The following is a 22,131-nucleotide window of genomic DNA, read 5'->3' as shown; positions in this document are numbered from 1 at the left end:
CTAGGGGTTTATGTTTTAGGTTTGGTTGTTGTGATTCATGGCTTCAGTAAAAAGCAACTGCCTTAGTGCGCATTATGTATATTATGTTAAATCACATATAGCCGTACGCTAAATGTTGTCTGAGTATGCTCCTATTCCCCTGCAGATTTTAAATTTAAGGGCCTTACGGTGAGCATTAAACATAATGGTTATTTACCATAAAATAGCTAATATCGATCTATCAATCTACGATTGCTTGCTCTTCAATTAGCAACTTATAAAAAATGGCGTCTATTTCTTTAGACGCCATTTTTGTTTACTGGAAATATTAAATTAGCCACCGGCTAATTTGACTGTCATGCCTTTCTTTTCAAGATGTGCCTTGATCTTGTCTCTAGCATCACCTTGAATCTCGATATTGCCATCTTTTACAGAGCCACCACAGCCACAGACTTTTTTGAGTTCTGCCGCTAATAACTTTAAAGGTGCATCATCCAAGTCTAAACCTGTAACAATGCATACGCCTTTACCTTTACGGCCTTTCGTTTGGCGCTGAATCCGAACAACACCATCGCCTTTAGGGCGAGATACTTTTTCTTCTTCCGGTTTAATTCGACCGGTTTCTGTTGAATATACCAGAGTCATTCTATTGTTTCTTTTGTTGTTGAGCTTGCATCGCTTTTTGCTTTGCAACCAAATAAGCTTCGATATGGCGTTGAATAGCGGCTTTACTGCCCTTAATCAGTTTACCATTAAACATACAGTACCAAGAGTTAGGTTGGCCTGTATCATTTTGAATAGTATAGCCGTTAAAGACCTCTGATTTTGCAACACCTGTTTGCTGCACTCTCTGTCCGAGTGAAGCAAACTCTTTGGGATCAATAATCGATGCGGTGTCACACCACCAATCAATGCTTTTCTTTACCGCCGTCAAACTTCCCTGTAAGACGTGGTTCTTGATTTTAACCTTCCAAACACTGCCATCTGATCCGACTGACTGCAGGTTAAAACCTCTATAATTTGAAATCGCCATACCACTGAGTCATCTGTTTAATGCGTTGATATAATCATAATTGCTACTGAGCAATATTCAAATACGGCTTGAATAAACCTTGCTCTAGAAAACAACTTGTATCATAAAACGCGTCTCGATAACGTTAATCACTTTGCACTGTTTATACAATCTTCCAAGAACTCATGAAATTTGTGCCCGTTGTTTTGAAGCATTTTAGGGAACATTGAGATCGGAGTCATTCCTGGAAATGTGTTTACTTCGTTTAAGTAAATCTCATCATCTTCCGTTAGGAAAAAGTCGATACGAGATAAATGACGAAGATTCATTTGTTTAAATACCGCCTCAGACGCGTGTTGGATGGAATCTAATTGTATTTGAGTTAGATTCTTCGCCTCAACTTCTGTGAGCGAGTGACTTGAACTGCTGTACTTTTCATCGTACGAGTAAAAAGCACCATCAGGCGCGATGACCTCGCCTGGCTTAGTGATATGTAGTTGGCCATTCATCTCATATGCAGCAACTTCAAGTTCTCGAGGTTTTACTGCTTTCTCAACCAACACTTGGTCAGAAAACCCAAAAGCATCATTTACTGCATTAGAAAGCTTGTCTTTTTTTGTGACACTGTAACAGCCAACGGAAGAGCCTTGGCGAGCGGCTTTAACAAAAACTTTTCCCCACTTTTCAAAGGCTTTATGAGCTTGAACGTGAGCTTCTTCATCGTTTCGCGTTAAGAATAAGTATGGCGTATTGGGTATGCCGATAGCGTCGTACCAAAGCTTAGATGTGATTTTATTGAAACTATTGCTACTCGCTTCTGGCCCGCAGCCAAGATAAGGAATACCTGCGATTTCAAACAGAGATTGAATGTCGCCTGTTTCGCCAGGAAAACCATGTATACAAGGCACGATGAAATCAATGGTTTGATTAGATTCACTTGAGCACAACTGCTTGGTATTGAGATCCAAGTAAACCAACTCACCTTGGTTGGTCATCCAACCTTCGTTTTTTATTTCTACGCGTGTAACGTGAACGTCTTCAATAAGGTTTAGTTGTTGTTCGACAAAATTTGCAGACAATAATGAAATCTCGTGCTCAGAAGAGCCACCGCCGCATAGTAAAAGAATATTTTTAATCATGAATCCATCTTTCCGTGACCTACAAAAGATACTATTTATTATGATAAACCTTTGAAGTGTGACGTACAGTAATTTTAATGTGAGGAATGTTGTTCGAATAGGATTTGAGCAAATAAATAAGGGAGCTATTCGCTCCCTTATTTGATGTGTTAATTTAATTTGTTAAGCGTTGGGTAAGCTGAGTTTTTGATTGCATCAATGCTTTTAACAAATGGCCTTAACTGCTGAAATTGAGCTGGCAAAGTCGAAATCGCTTGCTTGGCTTCTGCGCTTGTTGCGTAGTCTCCGTACAAAACTGAGAACCACTTAGTACCGTTTACAACTTTGTAGTTTTCCCAAATTGGCTGACCGTTCTGTGGCAGCTTATTTGCAAACTGATCGACTTTCGCTTGGCTACCCACAGCTGCGACTTGAATGGTATAGCCGAATCGTTGAATGCCAGCTTGCTTTTTACTTGGTGGTACGATCTTAACTGGCTTCGCCTGCTCTTTTGGCGTTAGCTTGACTACTTTCTTCTCTTCAGGCTTTGCCGTCATTTTCACAACAGTTGGTTGTACGTCTTTTTCTACTACAGCGTTTTCAGACGCCATAATTGGTTTAGAGATACGATCTGATTTGTAGTCCTCTCGGTAACTTTCTGAGGTCACATCCGTGATGTAAGTTTCAGATGCACAAGCAGAAAGCAGAACTGACAAGCCGATGATTGCGATTTTTTTCATGAAGTAACAAATGCTCTGGATAAATATTACGATAAATCATGCCGATAGCAGGGCCGTTTATCAAGCATCAAATACAATAATCTGTGATTTTGATGTGATGAATAACACAAACTCCATAAGCATCGTACACATTTTCTGCAATGTCTGGTCTGAAGATGTTTTATCAGTAAATTATTCGTTTATGATTGATATGAAACCGAGAAGCCAACGTGACTTACAAACGGCCAGGAGTCAGCATGAATAAATTACATAAACTCTTTAAACCCAACTCTGTGGCCGTTATTGGGGCATCTCAAAAAGCATTGCGAGCAGGACATGTTGTGATACGCAACCTTCTACAAAGTGGATTTGGTGGCGCGATTATGCCAGTAACGCCGCGATATAAAGCCGTATCTGGCGTGATCGCTTACCCTGATGTAGCTTCCCTGCCCTATACGCCAGATATTGCAATTTTGTGTACGAACGTTTCACGTAACGAGCAATTGCTTAAAGATCTAGATGAGAGAGGCACACCGTTTGCGATTGTTATCTCTGATGACCCTAATCCTTTAGATATCTCATCATTGAACATTCGAGTCTTAGGCCCAAACAGCTTAGGTATCATCCTTCCTTGGCACAATTTTAACTGCACGTTTTCCCCTGTTGCAGCTAAACCCGGAAAAATTGCTTTCATCTCACAATCCGCGGCGGTTTGTACCACGGTTTTAGACTGGGCAAATGATAAGAACATTGGTTTTTCTTCGTTCATTTCGATTGGGCGCGGACAAGATATCGATTTTGCAGATTTGCTCGACTATTTGAGTATGGATGGAAACACTGAAGCTATTCTGCTTTATGTTGATAATATCCAAGACGCTCGCCGATTTATGTCTGCTGCGCGCGCCGCTTCACGTAACCGACGTATATTGGTGCTAAAAGCGGGCCGCTCTAAAGAGATGAATACTTTTGAGCAGCAAGACGGAGATACACTTGACGTAATTTACGATTCTGCTATTCGCAGAACTGGTATGTTACGAGTCAGCAATACGCATGAGCTTTTTGCCGCGGTAGAAACACTCACGCATTCTGTGCCACTTCGTGGAGAGCGTTTAGCGATCATCACCAATGGCGGCGGCCCTGCTGTTATGTCCGTTGATACTTTGATTGAACGTGGTGGCCAACTCGCAACGCTTGATGACGCTTCCATTGAGCAATTACAAGCAGTACTTCCATCCAACTGGCGTGCTCGAAATCCAATTGATCTGTCTGGTGACGCAACCCAAAAACGCTATATTGATACCATTAACGCGCTGATGAATAACGACTGTGCAGATGCGATATTGATTATGCATAGTCCTTCTGCTGTTTCTGATCCTCTTGAAACTGCTCAAGTCGTTATTAATGCCATCAAATCTCACCCTCGGCATAAGCATTTTAATATCTTGACCAACTGGTCAGGAGAACAAACGTCGAGAGAAGCGCGACTGGCCTTTACTCAAGCAGGCATTCCAACCTATAGAACACCTGAAAGTTCGGTTGTAGCATACATGCACTTGGTCGAATACAGACGAAACCAGAAACAACTAATGGAAACGCCAACGACGGCAGAGCCATTACATTCTGGAAGTGTGAGTTCAGCAAAAGAATGGGTAAACGAACGACTACTGGATAAAAACACAGTCACCTTGGATACGCATCAAACCAGCCCATTATTTAAGCTGTTCGGGTTTAACGTTTTGCCTACGTGGATTGCATCTGACGACATTGAAGCTGTTCATATGGCAGAAAATATTGGATACCCTGTTGCGGTTAAATTACGTTCTCCAGACATTCCTCATAAATCGGATGTTCACGGTGTCGCTCTAAATTTAAGAAACAGTCGAGAAGTTTCCAACGCAGCGCTATCCATTTTAGATACCGTAAAGCTCAGTTACCCTTCCGCCAATGTACATGGGCTGTTGGTACAAGGGATGGCAAAGCTCGGCAGCGCTGAAGAGCTACGGGTTAGTATTGCAGTAGATAAAGTCTTTGGACCAGTGATCTTGCTTGGTCAAGGCGGCTCTGAGTGGAATATCGCCCAAGATGCCGTCGCTGCACTTCCTCCTTTGAACATGACGCTTGCGCGCTACCTTGTCGTTGTTGCCCTAAAGTCTGGAAAGATTCGCCTGCAGAAACACAAAGATGCGCTCGATATTACTGAGTTGTCGAAGTTCTTGGTTCGTATCTCCCAAATGGCAGTTGAGTTACCAGAAATACAAAAACTGGATATCCATCCAGTGCTAGTGTCCGGAAGCGATTTAACTATCCTTGATGCAGATGTCACACTGTGTAAGTACGAAGGAGACGCCCAAAAACGGCTAGCGATTCGCCCTTTCCCGGCAGAGTTTGTCGAAACGGTGACGCTTCGAGATGGCCAACCTATCCTGCTTCGCCCTATCTTGCCTGAGGATGAGCCGCTGCATGCTCAATTCATTAATAGCGTATCGAAAGAAGATCTCTATAAGCGATTCTTTTCTGAAGTTGGAGAGTTCAACCATGAGGCTTTGGCAAACTTTACTCAAATAGACTACGACCGCGAAATGGCGTTTGTTGCGGTAGCGTTTAATACTGACGGACCGTCTATCATAGGGGTAGCCCGCGCATTGATTACACCAGACAATAGTGACGCTGAGTTTGCTATTTTGGTTCGTTCAGATTTGAAAGGAAAAGGTTTAGGCAAAGTGCTGATGCAGAAAATAATCAGCTATTGCAAAATTAAAGGCACAAAGCAAATGTCTGGAATGACCATGCCAACAAACAGAGGAATGTTGATGTTGGCTCAGAACTTGGGGTTTGAGATCGATGTCCAGTTTGCAGACGGTACGGCAGATATGGTGCTCCCTTTAAATTGAAAAGCGCAGCATTAGCGATGACTTTTACTTCTTACATTCGATAATCAATGGGAATCTAAGAAGTAAAAGTTACGTTGTTACTTTAGTTTCCAATTCTTTTTTAAGTACTGAATACACCAGGATTTTGCCTCACCCATAGTGTTCCGGCGCCATGCCAAAATAATATCCATCGGCTGTTCTTCAGTGCCTTCGATTCGTTTCAATACACCACTATCAATAAGAGGTTGTGCAATTTGGCTTGGTAATGTACCAATGCCTAAACCTGCAGTTAGCGCTTCTACTTTTGCCGTAAAGTTGGTGACGGTCAAGCGAGGCTGTTTTTGAATGATATTAATTGAGAGCGCTGGTTGCTCACGTGCGGTATCTGCAATAGCAATAATCCGATACTTTTCTCGCGCTGCTTCATCAAACTTACCACTACGCTTGTGAACATAGTGATCAGCGGAAGCTACCCAATACATACTCATTTTACCAATTTTTTCTGACTTAACTTCTTGAGGAAGCGTATCCAGTGATGGGCAAATCAGTAAATCAGCTCTCCCCGTATTCAACGACTCCCAGCTACCAGCCAGAATCTCCTCTTGCAGCCTGACTCGAGTTGAGCTGACCTCGGCCAGCGCATCAACCATCGGGAAAAAGTTGGATATAGGAATAATGCCATCGAAGGCAATGGTAATATCCAGTTCCCAGCCATTCGCCAATAACGTTGCATCGTTCACTAACTTTTCACTGGCTTGTAAAATGGCTCTTCCTCTTTCAAGAATAAGCTTACCTGCTTCAGTAAAATGGGCTTTGTGACCAGAGCGATCGAAGATAATAATGTCTAAGTCTTGCTCGAGTTTCTGGATTTGATAGCTCAGCGATGACGGGGCTCTGTCTAACTCATTCGCAGCAGCAGCAAAACTCCCTCTTCGATCAATAGCATCTAGAATATGGAGTGCTTCTAACGTAATTGGACTCTGCACATGGCCTCTCTTAATGTGATATTCATCACATTCGTTGTATTTGGATGAACTTATCAAGAACTAACGACAAATAATATAACATATTGATAACTAAAGACTAGGAATGCTCATAGCCTAAGAAGAAGATTCAATACAAATCAATAAATGACAATGGTAATGATAGTAATTACCATTTAGATCCATTAATATCCGCGTGTTGTTACCTATTATGGATCTAAGGTATTGAAGCCAATGTATAAAAAATCAATTTTGTCAGCCTCCATTTTAGTTGCCCTTTCCCATACTGCTTATGCGGAAGAAGCTTCTAAGTTTGAAGAAGTCGTTGTGTCGGCCACCCGTACCAACCAAACCATAAACACTGTTGCTGCTTCTGTTGCTGTTGTATCAGAGAAAGACATCGAAGAAAACATGGTAAAGGACTTGAATGATCTATTCGAGTATACGCCAGGTGTTACTGTTAATGGCACTCAACGCCAAGGCGTCCAAAGTATTAACATTCGCGGGATGGAAGGTAAACGAGTTAAAATCTTAGTAGACGGTGCATCTCAACCAGGTGTATTCAGCGGTGGACCATATTCGTTTATCAATTCTAGTGCCGTTACTGTCGACCCCGATATGCTAAAGAGTGTCGAAATTGTTAAAGGAGCAGCTTCTAGCCTACATGGTAGTGATGCAATTGGCGGTGTTGTCGCATTCGAAACAAAAGATCCGAAGGATTTCCTCAAAGATGGTAAAGACTTTGGTGGTCAAGCTAAACTCTCTTATTCATCGGAAGATAACTCTTTTAGTGAGCATGTAGCTTTAGCAAAGCGTTTCGGTAATACAGAAGCACTTATAGCCTTTACACGCCGTGATGGTGCAGAGCTACAAAATTTCTCTAAGGCGCCTTACGATAACTATTCTGTGGACAACCAAGATTATTACAAAAACGATCTATTGGTAAAACTTCAATCTCAATTGAATGACGCTCATCGCTTGGAGTTCTTGGGAGAAGTTATTTACAACGAGACTGACTCAGAGATCGCACATAAAAGTTACAAAAACTTCAACGCTGAAGACACAACCAAGCAAAATCGCATTGGGCTCAAGCACATTTGGTTTGCAGATGCAGCTATCTCGGATACGATCACGTCCAAGCTTACATGGATTGGTAAAGAAGAAAACGGCGTGTCTAATCGCTTTATCGAAGCCAGCCCAGGTTACCCACCTTACGTACCGCCTAGTGGTGACAACCAACAGAAAAAAGATTACGAATATACTGAAGACAAATTTGAATTCGAAACTCAGTTAGATAAAGAGATTCAAAATCACTATATTGTTTACGGAATATCGTACAAACATAGTGACATCAGTAATACCAATCGCGAGTTTAATTCCGATCCTGGCACGCCAGATACTGTTTACGTTTACACACCGGATGCAAAAGAAGAAAGCTTTGGTTTATTCTTGCAAGATGAAATTTCGCTTCTTAATGACAAGCTAATTCTGACTCCAGGTGTGCGTTACGATTACTTCTCTACTAATCCTTCAAATACTTCTGAAGAGTCATTCGAGAAGTTTAGCGACTCTGCATTAACTGGTCGTTTAGGAGCAACTTACTCTGTATCGCAACCTGGCACGATCTTCGCGCAAGTGAGCCAAGGGTTCCGAGCGCCATCGTTCGACGAGCTTTACTACACCTACGATAATCCGGCTCATGGCTATACCAACCGCCCTAACCCAAATTTGGGATCTGAAAAGAGTTTGTCTTATGAACTTGGTTACCGTCATAACACTGCAGCGTCTGCAACTGAAGTAGCGTTCTACTACAGTGATTACAGTGACTTTATTGAGCAAACGTCATCAAACAATGGTGGTTTAACTGAATTCACAAATATCAATATTAGTGAAGCAAACATTAAAGGGGTTGAGCTCTCTAACCGTCTTGATTGGCATGCCATTGCTGGTCTTCCATCAGGCGTGACAACTCGCTTTGTTGCAGCATACACAGAAGGTGAAGATGGTGATGGTAATCCTTTGAACAGTGTAAACCCATGGAATGCCGTAGCTGCTGTAAATTACGATTCACCAAATGCACTTTGGGGGACAAGCCTAAAAGTAAACTACACGGCTAAGAAATCGAACAGTGATATCAACTCTGATGGTGATAAAGGCGGAATCAAAGACCAAGTTGCTTTGCCGTCTGCGACAGTCGTTGACTTAACGGCGTACTACAAACCAATGAAAGATATAACCATTCGTGCTGGTGTTATGAATCTAACGAATGAAGAATACCATCTTTGGAACGATGTTCGTGGTAAGACTGAGTTAAGTCGAGACAAAACGCAAGCTGAGCGTAATTACAACATTAGTGTTAAATACGAGTTCTAAACCTTAAAAACACAAAAGCCAGCGTAATGCTGGCTTTTTTATGGCTTTCATTTCAAAAATGTAAAGAAAAGTATGAAAAATGAAAGTTTACTGTTTTGCCATCTCTTTTTTCACCATTACTGCTGCTGCAATGATGAAAGTGATGATCAGACCGAGTTCCATGAACTACCCCAATAGCTACGAGAAAATTTATAACCCAAATTAAGAGTCGGGCATAGTTTAACAGCTCTATATATACTTGCTACCTTTTAACCAGTAATTTACGATTTTTTCCGATTTGGATCAAAAAAGACGCAATTATGCGCCTTTTTGTTACTATTATGTAAATTAAAGATTAGGCATCTGGATAACCTTGAGGGTTAGTAGACTGCCAGCGCCATGTATCGCCAGTCATTTCTTCTAGAGTACGAGTTGCTTTCCAACCTAACTCATTCATCGCTTTTGATGGATCCGCCCAACACTCTGCAATATCACCTGGACGACGCTCAACAAGTTGGTATGGGACATCTTTACCACTTGCGGCTTCAAATGCTTTCACCATGTCCAGTACACTGTAGCCGTTACCAGTACCGAGGTTATAGATATGAAGGCCAGCTTTGCTACCTACTTTTTCTAATGCAGCAACGTGACCATCGGATAAGTCCATTACATGAATATAATCACGTACGCCTGTGCCATCTTTGGTCGGATAATCACTACCAAACACAGAAAGGAACTCTCTGCGCCCTACCGCAACTTGAGAAACAAACGGCATTAAGTTGTTGGGAATACCTTGAGGATCTTCACCTAGCTCGCCTGTTGGATGTGAACCTACCGGGTTAAAGTAACGAAGAAGTGTAATGCTCCAGTCAGGGTTCGCATTTTGGAAGTCGGTTAAACACTCTTCTACCATTAATTTGCTGCGCCCATATGGGTTAGTTGCGCTAGTTGGAAAGTCCTCAGTGATGGGTACAGATGCAGGATCACCGTATACAGTCGCTGATGAACTAAATACCAACGATTTAACTCCGGCTTCACGCATTGCATCAACCAATACTAACGTGCCATTAACGTTGTTGTCGTAATACTCTAGAGGTTTTGCTACAGACTCACCGACGGCCTTTAAACCTGCAAAATGGATAACAGCTTCAATATTGTGCGACTTTAGTGCTTCTACCATCGCTAATTTGTCTCTGATATCGGCTTGAATGAAGGTTGGCTTTACACCACATACCTTTTCAATTCGATCTAATACCGTAGATTTACTGTTGTACAGGTTGTCTAGAATTACTGGCGTCATGCCAGCTTCGATCATTTGAATACACGTATGACTACCGATATAACCCATACCACCCGTAACGAGTACTTTCATTTTATTATTCCTTCTGACGCGAATCGGGTTAGTTTAAAGCTTTGACGTTACGATTTAAACTGTCTCTTGTAATTCGCATCCCATTAATATTGCTTGGCCTTTCCCGGCTTTCTTTGCTTGATACATTGCCGTATCCGCACTTTTTAAAACTCGAGTAGCATCGCGCTCATTTACGCCGACTAATTTTACGCCGATACTAACGCCAACTTTGAGTAAGTGACCTTTGTACTCAATTGGAGCACATATGCTCTCGAGCAACTGTTCTGCTATTCGGGTGACCACTTTTTGATTGGCGGGATTAACCAACATGACAAATTCATCACCAGAAAGTCTTGCGATTAAATCACTATGTCTCGTCGCAGATGTTAGACGCTCGGAAACTTTTTTCAAAACTTCATCACCTGCATCATGACCGTAGGTATCGTTAACTTCTTTAAATCCATCCAGATCGAGGTACAAAACTGCAAATTCGTCACGCAAGTATCCAGAGCGTTGTACTAGTTGTTCCAACTCTAAATGGAACTTAGATCGATTTGCTAACCCCGTTAAAGCATCGTGATGAGCTAAATGCTCCAATCGTTCCATCTCTTTTGCGCCGGAAAGGTCGGTAAGAACAATAACCAGATCATAGAAACCATAGTCTTCACACTTAACGATACGATTGACTCGAGCAAACATCGGTACAAACTGACCAATATGGTTCTTCTCGATAACTTCACCTTGCCAAACGCCATAATTTTCTATCGACTCGATGATACTAGGCATCATTTCCTGTAACTTGCGCCACTTTAGCGTTTGGATGAATGACTTCCCAATAAGCTGATCCACCTCTAAGCCGACTAACTTAGTGACGGCAGGGTTTGCCATCGTAATGACACCGCGATGATTAAGAACAATGAGACCATCTTGGCTGCTTTCAAAAACGCGTCCCGCAACACGTTGCCGGTTTATGGCTTCTTCAATTTCGGTGATATCTTGAATCGAAAACAGTAAGTATTCATGTGTCGAGAGGCGACGACTGGTTAGGCTCAACTGCTGTTCGTTATCTGCATTTTTGAGGTGAATATCATCGCACTCTAGGCCTCGACTCAGGATCTGACTCAGCTCATTCGGTGTTTTGGTTTTAATTAGATCACGAATATTGGCGTATTTAAGCTCATCTAATTTTTTTTGAAATATTTGCTGGGTCGCCGTATTACAATGAATAACACGTCCGGAATTGTCGGTAATAACTAATGCATGCTGAACAGATTCGATAACCTCTTCTGAAAATGCGCGCTTTTGTTCTAGTGTGTCTAGTGAATGTTGCCGCTGCTTCTCACGTACTGTTAACCTGTTCATCATTTGATTGAAAGATCTCGCGAGCTCTCCAATTTCATCGTTGGCGTAATAGCGTGCTTGATTTTCCGTGCTTCGTCCGTGTGTCACATTCTCTATTACGCGGCTAAGCTCCATAACGGGCTTGAGAACAAGCCTCTCGATACTTATGTAAAAAACAGTGCCACCAGCGATCAGAAACAGAAGAAGTAAAGCGCCATCTTGAAGTAAAGATTGTATGGCTTCTACAATTGGGCGATGAGAAAGCGTAACTCTCATGCTACCAATGACATAGCCATCATGGATAATCGGCTCCAGAACATAAAGAAATTTGGTTGATAAGGCATAGCCTAGAGCGTGCAACCTACTTCTTTCGGTTTGACTTGGAACGGGTGCTAGTGCCCCACTTATCTCCATAACAGCGAATGGTTGGTCATCTTGGTCATAAAGTTTGACCCGCGTTACATTTGGCTGGTTTAAAAAGTTGGCGAGAATAGTTTGAGCTTTTTGCTTGTCCTTTGTTGTCAGCGCATCTTTAATTGAGAAAGAAACATTGTTAATCAGCTTTCTTGTCTGCTCGACCAGTTCATGCTTAGACGATTGGTATACAGTATACGAGGTGTAACCTTTTGAGATAACAAAGATAGCCGTTAAAAAGACCAGAAGAGGCCAAATAAGCTTCGCTCGTAATGACATATATATTCCTGTCGCAGACAACCACAAAAATGACAGAAGAACCATTATGCAATCTATCACCCATGAAGGGCGACAAGATTAACACGATGCTAATGCAAAATAACCTTAAATTCTCAAAAATTGGATGGAAAAGAAACGAAATACCTTAAAATTCGGATCAACTCAAATAACGGCAACATCTTTATGGACTAACGTGATCTTTTTCGTCAGCTATCTGCTCAAAAAGCTTCGTTTTCATGATAGAAGAATGAAGTGAGTCACTGAACCTAGATGCATTTTCCTCCATCGTAAACCCCTTGCTTGTGTAGAAATAAAACGTATGACATTGAATAAACAGCAACTTACATTGAACTGTGATATGGGCGAGAGCTTTGGCTCTTGGAGTATGGGCGCAGATGAAGACGTGATGCCCCATGTTGATATGGCGAACATCGCGTGTGGTTTTCATGCCTCCGACCCTAATGTCATGCACGACACTATCACCCTAGCGAATGACAACGATGTTGATATTGGCGCACATCCAGGTTACGCCGACCTACAAGGCTTTGGCAGACGAAGCATAAGCATGACGGGTGATGAAATTACGAACATGGTTATATATCAGGTTGGTGCTTTACAAGCATTATGCCGGGCGCAATACACAAACATCAGTTACATAAAACCTCATGGCGCTCTATACAACGACATGATGAAAAGTGATGCGATATTTAGAGCGGTAGTAAAGGCGGCAGCACTGTTCAAAGTACCGTTAATGATCCTAGCTTCACAGGAAAACGAAAAATACTTAGAAATCGCAGACGATTATGATGTTCCCTTGCTATTTGAAGCATTTGCAGATCGTTTATACCAAGATGACGGCTTACTGACTCCTAGAACACAGCACAATGCCGTGTTAAAAAGCGAGCACGCGATACTTGAGCAAGTCCGGACCTTAGCTGACTCTGGGCGTGTCAAAACCGCTTCAGGCGGTTACATATTATTGGAAGCCGACACAATTTGTGTTCATGGTGACAATGAAGAGTCGATCGCGCTGATCCAAAAGATCCGCCAAAGCCTATACGCTGGAGGAAATTAATGCATAAAGAGAAATTTAATATCTCTTTGATCTCCGAGTGCAGTATTTTCATTAAGTTTGATGAGAGTATTTCTGAAAATGCAGTCGGAGAGCTTGCTCGCAGCATAAGAGAAACTTTCGCTTCAATTGTTATGAACGTTGTCCCCTCCTATCAAACTATTCTCATTGATTACTTACCTTTTCGAATCAACGAAAAGAACTTAGTCAATGAGCTGCAACAAATCGTGAGCCAGTTTGATACTCAATCACTTAAGCTTTCCCAGCCGAATCACATTACTATCCCTGTATATTACTCTGAAGAAACCGCGTTAGATCTATCTCGTTTTCAAAAGCGAGGTCTGTCATTAGACGATCTTATTACCCTGCATACGAAAACCGAGTACGCGGTTTCTGCAATTGGCTTTGCTCCAGGCTTTGCATTTCTCTCTGACGTTGATACTCAATTGCACATGGCAAGGCTTGCCACACCAAGAACTCAAGTGCCGGCCGGAAGTGTAGGAATCGCAGACTCTAAAACGGCCGTCTATCCATCAGATAGTCCTGGCGGATGGAACATTATTGGTAAAAGCCCGCTTGCGCTCTTCTCCGACTCTCCTCCTTTTATACCGTTTGAAGTGGGTGACAAGGTCACCTTTAATGCTATTTCAAAACAAGAGTTTATCGATTTAGGAGGCGTACTATGAGTTACGGTGGATTACTGGTGGAAAAGCCAGGACCGCTCTCTTTAGTTCAAGACTTTGGTCGTTTTGGCTTAGCGCATGTCGGTGTGACTCAAGGTGGCCCGGTCGACGACTATGCTTACAGTTGGGCCAACCATTTGCTTGGTAACGTAGTCAATTGCGTTGCAATTGAAATTACTCTGGGTAACGCTTGTTTTATTGCATTGCATAACTGCCACCTTGCTATATGTGGCGGTGATTTAAATGCAAAAATAGATGGTGAACCTATTTCAAATTGGTCTGACTTTACGTTGAAAAAAGGACAGAAGCTTCAGTTCGGAGTCGCAAGGAATGGACTTCGCTCCTACCTAGCGGTTAAAGGTGGGTTCAATGTTGCTCAGCACTTAGGAAGCGCATCGACCGTCTTGCGAGAATCTCTAGGTGGTTATGATTCAAATGGTGGCGCTTTGAAAGCTGGCGATATTCTTCCCTTTGTCCCTCATAACTTACCGAAACGTAAACCAAGGCAAATGACGTTTCGCTTTAAGCCAGATTACAACTTACCCATTAAGTTGAGAGTGATTGAAGGCTATCAGAACGAGGACTTTGATGAAGACACTCGCCAAGCATTTTACAACAAAGCATTCATCATCTCCCCCAATTCGAATCGCATGGGCTACCGTCTTGAGGGCAATAACATTCATCCACCTTACGAAGGCGTCCTATCAGAGGGAATTGCATTAGGTTCAATTCAAGTACCTAGCGATGGTAACCCTATTGTGCTGCTCAACGATCACCAGACTATTGGCGGGTATCCTAAATTTGGCTGCGTAGCTCGTATTGACTTACCTAGACTGGCACAGGCGAAACCCGGACAAAAAGTCAATTTTGTGAAAGGAGATAGACTAGGCTTGCAAGAAGTATGGTGCCAATGGGCTCAGTTTTTTGGGTATTAATACAACCACTGAGCCCAAACACAGCCGATTATGCAGGCATACCATAACGCACTGCTAAAGCTTGTGGATAGCCTCGCTCTTGAGTGAGTTTAATCGCGTACTGCTCGACCTCTTGTTCAGACCACTTTACAGCGACCGGATGCTGTGTTTCCACATTTTGGTTAGGATCGATGTCAAACCAGAATTGAAGCATTTTTTGCGCTGCGAGTAGTGTCGATGACGCTTTTACCACCTCTATTCTCGCGTAGTGGTTATCTTCAAAAGTCACATCTGCCGCTCTGAGTACTGGATCTGTGCCGGGAATTTGCTGAGCGCCAAATAATGCTTTTCCTCCTTTTACAGCAGAGTGATAGTCGGGAATGAACTGTGCCATGTGTTTGATGGCGTTGTTCGTTCGCTCTTCTAACACTTCTTCCCTCCAGCCGTTACGGATCTTCGAGAGTAAAGGCATAGGCAGTTCAGGTTGAGCAGATGAGTTCGTGCTCTCCACTAAACCATCTTCAAACAGCGTGATTCCTTTTGTCATACCATGAAGTTGAAAGTAACCATCGCCATAAGGCGTCAATTGAGCCATTCCTTTATCGGTTCCACGCGGGCCATGAAAAATAACTTCTGGCCATTGTTGTTGACAGTCTGCCCACCTCGTAACGTAAGCGGCTTTAAACTCCACCAACCTGTCTCGCTTGGCACCAACTGTGTTGTCAATTGAGCCTGTTTCAAAGCCACACGCGTTAACCAAGTAGTCGCATGTCATAAGGTAATCGATACCTTCACGTTCATAGCCAAGTTGCCAGTGTTCCCCCATCCAATCGGCTTGCTTAAACGTTGCTTGTGTGAAGACCGAAGCATTAGGAAGCGTATCTAGTGTTAAGTTGGCAATTGCAGCGAGGCGAAAAACACTCCAACCATATTCTTGAACTGCGACAACAGGATACTTTAGCGCTTCAAGATCAGCATGTTGAGCAAAAGGAATACACCACTCATCGAAGTTTGTAGGATGACTTGGTTGAGTACGTTGCGCGAGAGCTTCTAGCTCCGCTTTTGAATACAGTTTGTAGTATTCGCTTGGTTCGCCGAGCACTTTATTACTCTCATCTTTATCAACGAGCGTTTGATAAGCACTTTTCACAACCTCTAATCGCGGAATTAGTGTGGATGGGTCTCCACCATCGGAATGAGGAACCGCGATGATTGTCGGACGAATATTCAGTGAAAGCGGATACAGGCGAACAGTATCAATAGATTGTGCTAACAAGTCTAAGCATTGTCGCTCGGAAATCTCTCGATATAAATTACCACCAGCATGCAAATGACAAATGGGTGGACCATTTACTAGTGATACGCCCTTCTCTATTACGGAAACTTTAAAACCCAGCTCCGCAAAATGAATTGCTGCTGTTGCACCTGCTACACCGCCACCAACAACAGCGATATGCTTATCTTTATAACTTGGAAACTCAGACTTCATTGCTTCACTAAAAATTTTATAAGGAAAATTCTTTACTAACGGTGAATTCTACTCGTGTTTGGACTTGATTAAAATCACAAAAAGTTCATGGGTTTGCGAAATATCCAACAGCGCCTGTAAAGTGCATTAAAGTAGAAAAAATTTGCGAAAAAGTACTTGACGACATGGTTAAGAAGACACTTTTTTGTGTCTATGTGAATAAGAATTTCACTGTAAGACCCATGGCGCAAAGCCTGCAGAAACACCCCACTTTTTACCCCATTTAGTTATCCCAAAAGTTATCCACTGTTTTTGTGGATAACTAAAATAAAAGTGTCATGGAGTGTTCCAAACTTGATAACACTCGCTGCGATTAAGTGTTTACTGGCGTTAACAATCTTTTCAACAAACTCATCACTACAAGTGCCAACGTAACAAATGTTGCAAGCGGTAAAGCTATCCACAATTCGGGGTGAATTTGTGCATTGAGATCGAATCCATATGTCATGACTGCGGCCACACAAACTTCCGCAGCGAATACCGCAACACCACTAGCAATCAACGCCATAATTCCGTACTCGGCCCACAGGGTTGTGTTGATCCGTTTCTTACTTGAACCTAATGTGCGATACAAACGAATCTCTTGTTGGCGTTGGGACAAGCTTAACCTCAGTAGCGTAAAGATGAGCAGCAGACCAGCAACAACGCCTAAAAGAGCAAGGATGGTGATTGCTGATACGATTTGCTGAATCAAAGCCTGAATTTTCTCGCCCATAGTTCGGATATCTAAAACAGAGACCGTTGGGTGAGCACGTGACATTGACGTCAACAACGCTTCATTTCCTTCTTCAATCCTATAACTGATGAGGTAAGAACCAGGTAAATTAGCCATCACGTCAGATGAGAAAATAAAATAAAAGTTAGGCTTCATGTCACGCCATTCGACATAACGGATGGTATCTACTACTGTATCGTAATTCTGGCTGTTTATTACAAAGCGCAGCGTATCACCGAGTTTTATGCCTAAGTCATTTGCTACATCCGCTTCTACAGATACACTCCCTTTGTTTGTCCATTCACCCGAAAGCACATCATTATATTCTGGTAGGGTATCTCCCCATGTCAGGTTTAGCTCTCGACGTATCGCGTCAGAACCTTCTCCTTCGTAATCAATCTCTTTGACGTTTTGACCGTTAATCTCTGTTAGTCGTCCACGAATTATTGGATAAGCTTGTGACCGCGTAACTCCATTTTTATCTAGGGTTTCTAGGTAGTTATCGAGCTCATAATCACCAATGTTCAAAGCGAACACATTTGGCGCGTCTGCAGGTAAGGTTCTCTCCCAATCCGCGAGAATATCGCTGCGCACAAGCCAAATGATAGACAGCAACATCAAAGATAATGCCAAAGCACCAAACTGTAGGCCGCTGGTTACTGGCGTCCGGTTGATACGACTCAACGCAAGCTTCATTGCAGGATGGGTTGACACACGTGCAAACAGCTTTGTGAGTGTGACGCTAACTGCTGCGAGTACCACAAACAGTACCGCTATACCAGTGAGCACGATCCAAACTAAGGTGTTATCTGCATACAGTAAAAGCAGTGGAACAACGGGAACTAGAACAAGTAAACTTCGCTTCCAAGAACGTTGCGCTTTACCCTGCTGTAGCACTTCTAACGCGGGAGTTTTAATCAAGCCTAACAATGGTATACCGAGAGCAGGCACCGTAATCAAGACTGCTGAGATAAATGCCACCAACAATGGTGTGACGCCGTAACTAGGGAGTGGCTCGGGTAATAAGTCTTTGAGTGGAATGCGTAATAAATATTCCAGCCCGCTCCCTAACAATAGACCGACGACACTGGCACTAATGAGAAGGATTGTGACTTGAATAAATAACCACTTTTCAATCCATCGGCGGCTCGCACCAAGACTTTTCAACATCGCGATAGTTTGTGTCCGGCTGTTCACGTAATTTTGACAAGTAAGAACCAAGGTTGTCGCCGCCATAATGATGACAATTGCTACTGTCAACGACAGATACTGCGTCGTGCGTTCAAAAACCTCATTACTACGACTGGCAGTATCTTGCGTGCGCCAGCGATCGCTCGGAGAAAGCTGCGTATCATCTTGTAAGCTCTTTAGTGTTTTATCATCGGCTTGTAAAAATAGACGGTATTGAACTCGACTCCCAACTTGAATTGCTCCTGTTTTATCTACGTCACTTTGATGAATGTATGCAGAAGGCATTTGCTGAAATGGATTAAAGCTCAAGCCTGGTTCCATCAATACTGCGCCTGATACAGTAAACTCGGCATCGCCTATCGTGACACTGTCACCTGACTTTACGCTTAGTTGAGTCATAATCCGCTCATCAAGCCAGAGTTGGTTCTCTTTAACGCGACCGGCTGGATTATTTTCAAGAACGAGCTCTCCCATTAAAGGGTAATTATCATCCACCGCCCTTACAGAAATAAGCTGCATACCATTATCGCTAAATGCCATAGTGGCAAAGCGTGTCATCGTCGAACGTTCAAGGCTTTCAGTCGAGGCTAACAACGTGTCCGGAATGGGATTAGCAGACACAAACACCGCATCTGCCGTTAATGCATCCTTCCCTTGCTTGACGATCACCTGCTCCATTCGTTCTGCTAATGCAGAAAGCGCAAAGATACTCGCAATCACGAGAATAAGAGCAACGCTAATAGGCCAAAGGTTCCCCTGCCTTATTTCGCCGAAACTCCAACGTATCAAACTTTTATTCGGCGAGTGCTGTGTTGTACTGTTTTGCTCTGTGGATGTTGCTTCACTTGATGATACTGCAGACATTACATCTCCTCCTTAAGCTCACCCGCCTCCATACGATAAATACGGTCACATCGGCTTGCTAGATGACCATCGTGTGTTACTAAAATCAGAGTTGTCCCGTGCTGTTCATTAAGATCGAATAGCAGCTCAATCACTTTGTCTGCGGTTTGATGGTCAAGATTGCCGGTAGGCTCGTCTGCGAACAACAGCTCAGGCTGTGTCATAAATGCACGCGCTAGCGCAACTCGCTGTTGTTCACCACCAGATAACTGGCTTGGTAGATGATCGACACGTTTTTCCAATCCAACAGCAGCTAACAATTCCGCTGCTCTTGCTTCATCTTCGGCTTCACCACGTAAAAGACAAGGAAGCGTGACATTACGTAATGCACTCAAACTCGGGATTAACAGGAAACTTTGGAAAACGAAACCTAAAGAGTCAGCCCGAATTTTCGCACGTGCTTCATCGTCCAGTTTTGATAATTCATGACCTAATAAAGTAATTTCGCCTGATGTCGGCGTATCAAGACCAGCTAGCAACGTCATCAATGTTGACTTACCTGCACCGGAAGTTCCGACGATGGCGATTTTTTCTCCTTTTCGGATGTCAACATTTACGTCTTTGAGGATTGTTAATTGTTCTTGATTAGTAGAGACTTGTTTAGAAACCAAATTGGCTTGAACAATAGGTGCATTAAGTACAGGTGTTTGCATGATTCGTATACTTTCCTTAGTTCTATTTTTTTGTTTTTCCGCTACTGCACATGCGAGCGAAAAGCTACTTGTCTTGGGTGATAGCTTGAGTGCAGGCTATCAGATGCCGATCGAAGAGAGTTGGCCTAGCTTACTCCCTGATGCGTTGTCAGAACATGGTCAAGATGTAACAGTTATTAATGCCAGCATTTCTGGCGATACCACTGGCAATGGCTTAGCACGGTTACCTCAGTTGCTAACTCAGCATAGCCCTGACATGGTACTTATTGAGTTAGGTGCCAACGATGGCCTAAGAGGTTTCCCTCCTAAACTTATTACGTCGAATCTTTCAAAAATGATTACCATGATAAAAGATTCTGGTGCGGACGTTGTCATGATGCAAATTCGGGTTCCGCCTAATTATGGTAAGCGCTATAGCGATATGTTTTACGATATCTACCCTAAGCTTGCACAGCATCAACAAGTTGCCTTGATGCCATTCTTCTTAGAGCATGTTGTCACCAAACCAGAATGGATGATGGATGATGGCCTTCACCCAAAACCAGATGCACAACCTTGGATCGCTGATTTCGTTGCTCAAGAATTAATTAAACATCTCTAATTTTAATGGTCTAGCTCAATAAGTTTTACGTAACTTTACGTTAATCTATTTTCAATTCCACTCATCGAGGATAGATAACAACATGCGAATAGAACCGTTAATTCAAGGTGTTGTTGCTCGCTCTGCGCACCCCAAAGGGTGTCATGCATCTATTAAAGAGCAAATTGAATACGTAAAGCACGCCCCACAGATCAAAAAAGGCCCAAAACGGGTTTTGATTATTGGTGCCTCCTCTGGTTTCGGCCTAGCGGCACGAATAGCCCTAACGTTCGGTGGCGCTAACGCCGATACCATTGGCGTCTCATTTGAGCGTGGCCCTTCAGAGAAAGGGGTTGGGAGTGCGGGTTGGTATAACAACGTCTTTTTTAAGCAAGAAGCAAATCAAGCCGGGCGTACCGCAATAAATATTGTTGGCGATGCATTCTCTGGTTCGGTGCGCAATCAAGTGATTGAAGCCATTGAAACGTACTTTGAGGGTGAAGTTGACTTAGTCATCTATAGCTTGGCAACCGGTGTTCGACCTAAACCTGAATCTGATGAGTTTTGGCGCAGTGTCATTAAACCTATTGGTGAACCTGTCACTGGCGCTTCTATCATGCTGGAGAACGATAAGTGGATAGAAACCACCTTAACGCCTGCAACAGAAGAGGAAGCCAATGCCACCATTAAAGTAATGGGCGGCGAAGACTGGGAAAGCTGGATTGACACACTCATCAATAACGACTCTATCGCAAACGGCTGCAAAACCATCGCCTTTTCTTACATGGGCCCTGACATTACGCACCCAATTTATCTCGATGGTACGTTAGGTCGAGCGAAAATCGATTTACACCAAACCAGTCATTCATTAAACCTCAAACTCGCCAACTTTGACGGCGGTGCTTACGCAACCGTGTGTAAGGCGTTGGTGACGAAAGCCAGTGTATTCATCCCTGCTCTAAGCCCTTACCTGTTAGCGCTTTATCGAGTGATGAAGGAAAAAGGTACTCACGAACGCTGTATTGAACAAATGCAGCGGCTGTTTACTACGAAGTTATACGATCAAGAGAAAGTGCCAGTTGATGGCGAACGCTTGATTCGAATAGATGACTTGGAACTTGAACCGCAAGTTCAACAAGAAGTCCACGCTCTTTTAGAACAAATGAATGCTGATAACTTTAAAGAGATTGGTGATTACCAAGGTTTCAAAGATGAATTTATGAAGCTCAATGGCTTTAACTTTAAAGATGTCGACTATTCGCAAGATATTTCTATTGAATCGTTAATGTCGCTTAAGCCTTGATGCTTGTTATCTGTTTCAAGGATGAGATATGTGACAACTATTCCTAGTCCTGAACACTTTTCAGGACTTTTTTTTGTTTCGAGCCCTAGCCACCCTATACTTAATTAAAAAGCGAGAACAAAATAGAGCAGTCTGCATTTTTAAATTCACAGGAAGTGAAACCACGTAAAG

17 protein-coding genes are annotated in these 22,131 nt (G+C 42.9%); 7 read left to right on the top strand and 10 right to left on the bottom strand.

Going from position 1 to position 22,131, the window contains the following annotated elements:
• Positions 1-312: 312 nt before the first annotated feature.
• From yciH to R7Z49_RS03890, 4 genes are all read right to left on the bottom strand, one after another.
• The gene (gene yciH, locus R7Z49_RS03905) at positions 313-624 is read right to left on the bottom strand and encodes a stress response translation initiation inhibitor YciH (protein WP_005376292.1); all 312 of its coding nucleotides are present in this window, start codon (positions 622-624) and stop codon (positions 313-315) included.
• 1 nt (position 625) lies between these two features.
• The gene (locus tag R7Z49_RS03900; protein WP_005376294.1) at positions 626-1,012 is read right to left on the bottom strand and encodes a DUF3319 domain-containing protein; all 387 of its coding nucleotides are present in this window, start codon (positions 1,010-1,012) and stop codon (positions 626-628) included.
• Between the two features lie 128 nt (positions 1,013-1,140).
• Positions 1,141-2,130: a D-alanine--D-alanine ligase gene (locus tag R7Z49_RS03895; RefSeq protein ID WP_318111361.1), complete on the bottom strand. Its 990-nt coding sequence runs from the start codon at positions 2,128-2,130 to the stop codon at positions 1,141-1,143.
• A 149-nt stretch (positions 2,131-2,279) separates the two neighbouring features.
• Complete coding sequence (locus tag R7Z49_RS03890; RefSeq protein ID WP_005390018.1) at positions 2,280-2,849, bottom strand: SPOR domain-containing protein; 570 nt, start codon at positions 2,847-2,849, stop codon at positions 2,280-2,282.
• A 236-nt stretch (positions 2,850-3,085) separates the two neighbouring features.
• Here R7Z49_RS03890 and R7Z49_RS03885 point away from each other — a divergent pair, with 236 nt between their 5' ends.
• Entirely contained in the window at positions 3,086-5,719 is a 2,634-nt protein-coding gene (locus R7Z49_RS03885) for a bifunctional acetate--CoA ligase family protein/GNAT family N-acetyltransferase (RefSeq protein ID WP_318111360.1), read from the top strand.
• A gap of 77 nt (positions 5,720-5,796) precedes the next feature.
• Here R7Z49_RS03885 and R7Z49_RS03880 read toward each other — a convergent pair whose 3' ends face one another.
• Entirely contained in the window at positions 5,797-6,684 is an 888-nt protein-coding gene (locus R7Z49_RS03880; protein WP_017634152.1) for a LysR family transcriptional regulator, read from the bottom strand.
• 231 nt (positions 6,685-6,915) lie between these two features.
• Here R7Z49_RS03880 and R7Z49_RS03875 point away from each other — a divergent pair, with 231 nt between their 5' ends.
• Complete coding sequence (locus tag R7Z49_RS03875) at positions 6,916-9,054, top strand: TonB-dependent hemoglobin/transferrin/lactoferrin family receptor (RefSeq protein WP_053303617.1); 2,139 nt, start codon at positions 6,916-6,918, stop codon at positions 9,052-9,054.
• Between the two features lie 334 nt (positions 9,055-9,388).
• On the opposite strand, the gene galE is transcribed toward R7Z49_RS03875, so the two are convergent.
• Together galE and R7Z49_RS03865 are read right to left on the bottom strand one after the other, a co-directional pair.
• The gene (gene galE, locus R7Z49_RS03870) at positions 9,389-10,405 is read right to left on the bottom strand and encodes a UDP-glucose 4-epimerase GalE (protein WP_005386320.1); all 1,017 of its coding nucleotides are present in this window, start codon (positions 10,403-10,405) and stop codon (positions 9,389-9,391) included.
• Positions 10,406-10,459: 54 nt separating this feature from the next.
• On the bottom strand, positions 10,460-12,418 hold the full coding sequence (locus R7Z49_RS03865; protein ID WP_186585309.1) for a diguanylate cyclase domain-containing protein: 1,959 nt from the start codon (positions 12,416-12,418) through the stop codon (positions 10,460-10,462).
• Positions 12,419-12,737: 319 nt separating this feature from the next.
• Here R7Z49_RS03865 and R7Z49_RS03860 point away from each other — a divergent pair, with 319 nt between their 5' ends.
• The 3 genes from R7Z49_RS03860 to R7Z49_RS03850 are packed head-to-tail and all read left to right on the top strand — an operon-like array spanning position 12,738 to position 15,108.
• Positions 12,738-13,493 (top strand): 5-oxoprolinase subunit PxpA, encoded by a 756-nt coding sequence (locus R7Z49_RS03860; RefSeq protein WP_186585310.1) that lies wholly within the window; start codon positions 12,738-12,740, stop codon positions 13,491-13,493.
• Complete coding sequence (locus tag R7Z49_RS03855; RefSeq protein ID WP_005386313.1) at positions 13,493-14,176, top strand: 5-oxoprolinase subunit B family protein; 684 nt, start codon at positions 13,493-13,495, stop codon at positions 14,174-14,176. The genes R7Z49_RS03860 and R7Z49_RS03855 overlap by 1 nt, the downstream gene beginning before the upstream one ends.
• Positions 14,173-15,108, top strand: a complete 936-nt coding sequence (locus tag R7Z49_RS03850) for a biotin-dependent carboxyltransferase family protein (protein WP_186585311.1) — start codon at positions 14,173-14,175, stop codon at positions 15,106-15,108. Before R7Z49_RS03855 ends, R7Z49_RS03850 begins: the two co-directional genes overlap by 4 nt.
• Positions 15,109-15,136: 28 nt before the next feature.
• Here the strand turns inward: R7Z49_RS03850 and R7Z49_RS03845 are convergent, their stop codons facing one another.
• The 3 genes from R7Z49_RS03845 to R7Z49_RS03835 form a co-directional block, all read right to left on the bottom strand.
• Positions 15,137-16,576, bottom strand: coding sequence for an FAD-dependent oxidoreductase (locus R7Z49_RS03845; RefSeq protein WP_186585312.1), 1,440 nt, complete (start codon positions 16,574-16,576; stop codon positions 15,137-15,139).
• 352 nt (positions 16,577-16,928) lie between these two features.
• Positions 16,929-19,385, bottom strand: coding sequence for an ABC transporter permease (locus R7Z49_RS03840; RefSeq protein ID WP_186585313.1), 2,457 nt, complete (start codon positions 19,383-19,385; stop codon positions 16,929-16,931).
• Positions 19,385-20,077 (bottom strand): ABC transporter ATP-binding protein, encoded by a 693-nt coding sequence (locus R7Z49_RS03835; protein WP_047101137.1) that lies wholly within the window; start codon positions 20,075-20,077, stop codon positions 19,385-19,387. Before R7Z49_RS03835 ends, R7Z49_RS03840 begins: the two co-directional genes overlap by 1 nt.
• Here R7Z49_RS03835 and tesA point away from each other — a divergent pair.
• Positions 20,076-20,678 carry a multifunctional acyl-CoA thioesterase I/protease I/lysophospholipase L1 gene (gene tesA / locus R7Z49_RS03830; protein ID WP_005376324.1) on the top strand — a complete coding sequence of 201 codons (603 nt, stop codon included), beginning with the start codon at positions 20,076-20,078 and terminating at the stop codon, positions 20,676-20,678. The two genes, R7Z49_RS03835 and tesA, sit on opposite strands and share 2 nt — an antisense overlap.
• An 82-nt stretch (positions 20,679-20,760) precedes the next feature.
• Positions 20,761-21,960: an enoyl-ACP reductase FabV gene (gene fabV / locus R7Z49_RS03825; protein ID WP_186585314.1), complete on the top strand. Its 1,200-nt coding sequence runs from the start codon at positions 20,761-20,763 to the stop codon at positions 21,958-21,960.
• Positions 21,961-22,131: the final 171 nt, after the last annotated feature.

This window comes from Vibrio sp. 1562 (genome assembly GCF_033340155.1).
Lineage (GTDB): Bacteria > Pseudomonadota > Gammaproteobacteria > Enterobacterales > Vibrionaceae > Vibrio > Vibrio alginolyticus.
This window is presented reverse-complemented; position numbering and strand designations above follow the sequence as displayed.

Bases quoted from the DNA above. Each gene is read 5' to 3' on its own strand.
- yciH (WP_005376292.1), bottom strand. From the start codon at position 624: ATGACTCTGGTATATTCAACAGAAACCGGTCGAATTAAACCGGAAGAA.
- R7Z49_RS03900 (WP_005376294.1), bottom strand. From the start codon at position 1,012: ATGGCGATTTCAAATTATAGAGGTTTTAACCTGCAGTCAGTCGGATCA.
- R7Z49_RS03895 (WP_318111361.1), bottom strand. From the start codon at position 2,130: ATGATTAAAAATATTCTTTTACTATGCGGCGGTGGCTCTTCTGAGCAC.
- R7Z49_RS03890 (WP_005390018.1), bottom strand. From the start codon at position 2,849: ATGAAAAAAATCGCAATCATCGGCTTGTCAGTTCTGCTTTCTGCTTGT.
- R7Z49_RS03885 (WP_318111360.1), top strand. From the start codon at position 3,086: ATGAATAAATTACATAAACTCTTTAAACCCAACTCTGTGGCCGTTATT.
- R7Z49_RS03875 (WP_053303617.1), top strand. From the start codon at position 6,916: ATGTATAAAAAATCAATTTTGTCAGCCTCCATTTTAGTTGCCCTTTCC.
- galE (WP_005386320.1), bottom strand. From the start codon at position 10,405: ATGAAAGTACTCGTTACGGGTGGTATGGGTTATATCGGTAGTCATACG.
- R7Z49_RS03865 (WP_186585309.1), bottom strand. From the start codon at position 12,418: ATGTCATTACGAGCGAAGCTTATTTGGCCTCTTCTGGTCTTTTTAACG.
- R7Z49_RS03860 (WP_186585310.1), top strand. From the start codon at position 12,738: ATGACATTGAATAAACAGCAACTTACATTGAACTGTGATATGGGCGAG.
- R7Z49_RS03855 (WP_005386313.1), top strand. From the start codon at position 13,493: ATGCATAAAGAGAAATTTAATATCTCTTTGATCTCCGAGTGCAGTATT.
- R7Z49_RS03850 (WP_186585311.1), top strand. From the start codon at position 14,173: ATGAGTTACGGTGGATTACTGGTGGAAAAGCCAGGACCGCTCTCTTTA.
- R7Z49_RS03845 (WP_186585312.1), bottom strand. From the start codon at position 16,576: ATGAAGTCTGAGTTTCCAAGTTATAAAGATAAGCATATCGCTGTTGTT.
- R7Z49_RS03840 (WP_186585313.1), bottom strand. From the start codon at position 19,385: ATGTCTGCAGTATCATCAAGTGAAGCAACATCCACAGAGCAAAACAGT.
- tesA (WP_005376324.1), top strand. From the start codon at position 20,076: ATGATTCGTATACTTTCCTTAGTTCTATTTTTTTGTTTTTCCGCTACT.
- R7Z49_RS03835 (WP_047101137.1), bottom strand. From the start codon at position 20,077: ATGCAAACACCTGTACTTAATGCACCTATTGTTCAAGCCAATTTGGTT.
- fabV (WP_186585314.1), top strand. From the start codon at position 20,761: ATGCGAATAGAACCGTTAATTCAAGGTGTTGTTGCTCGCTCTGCGCAC.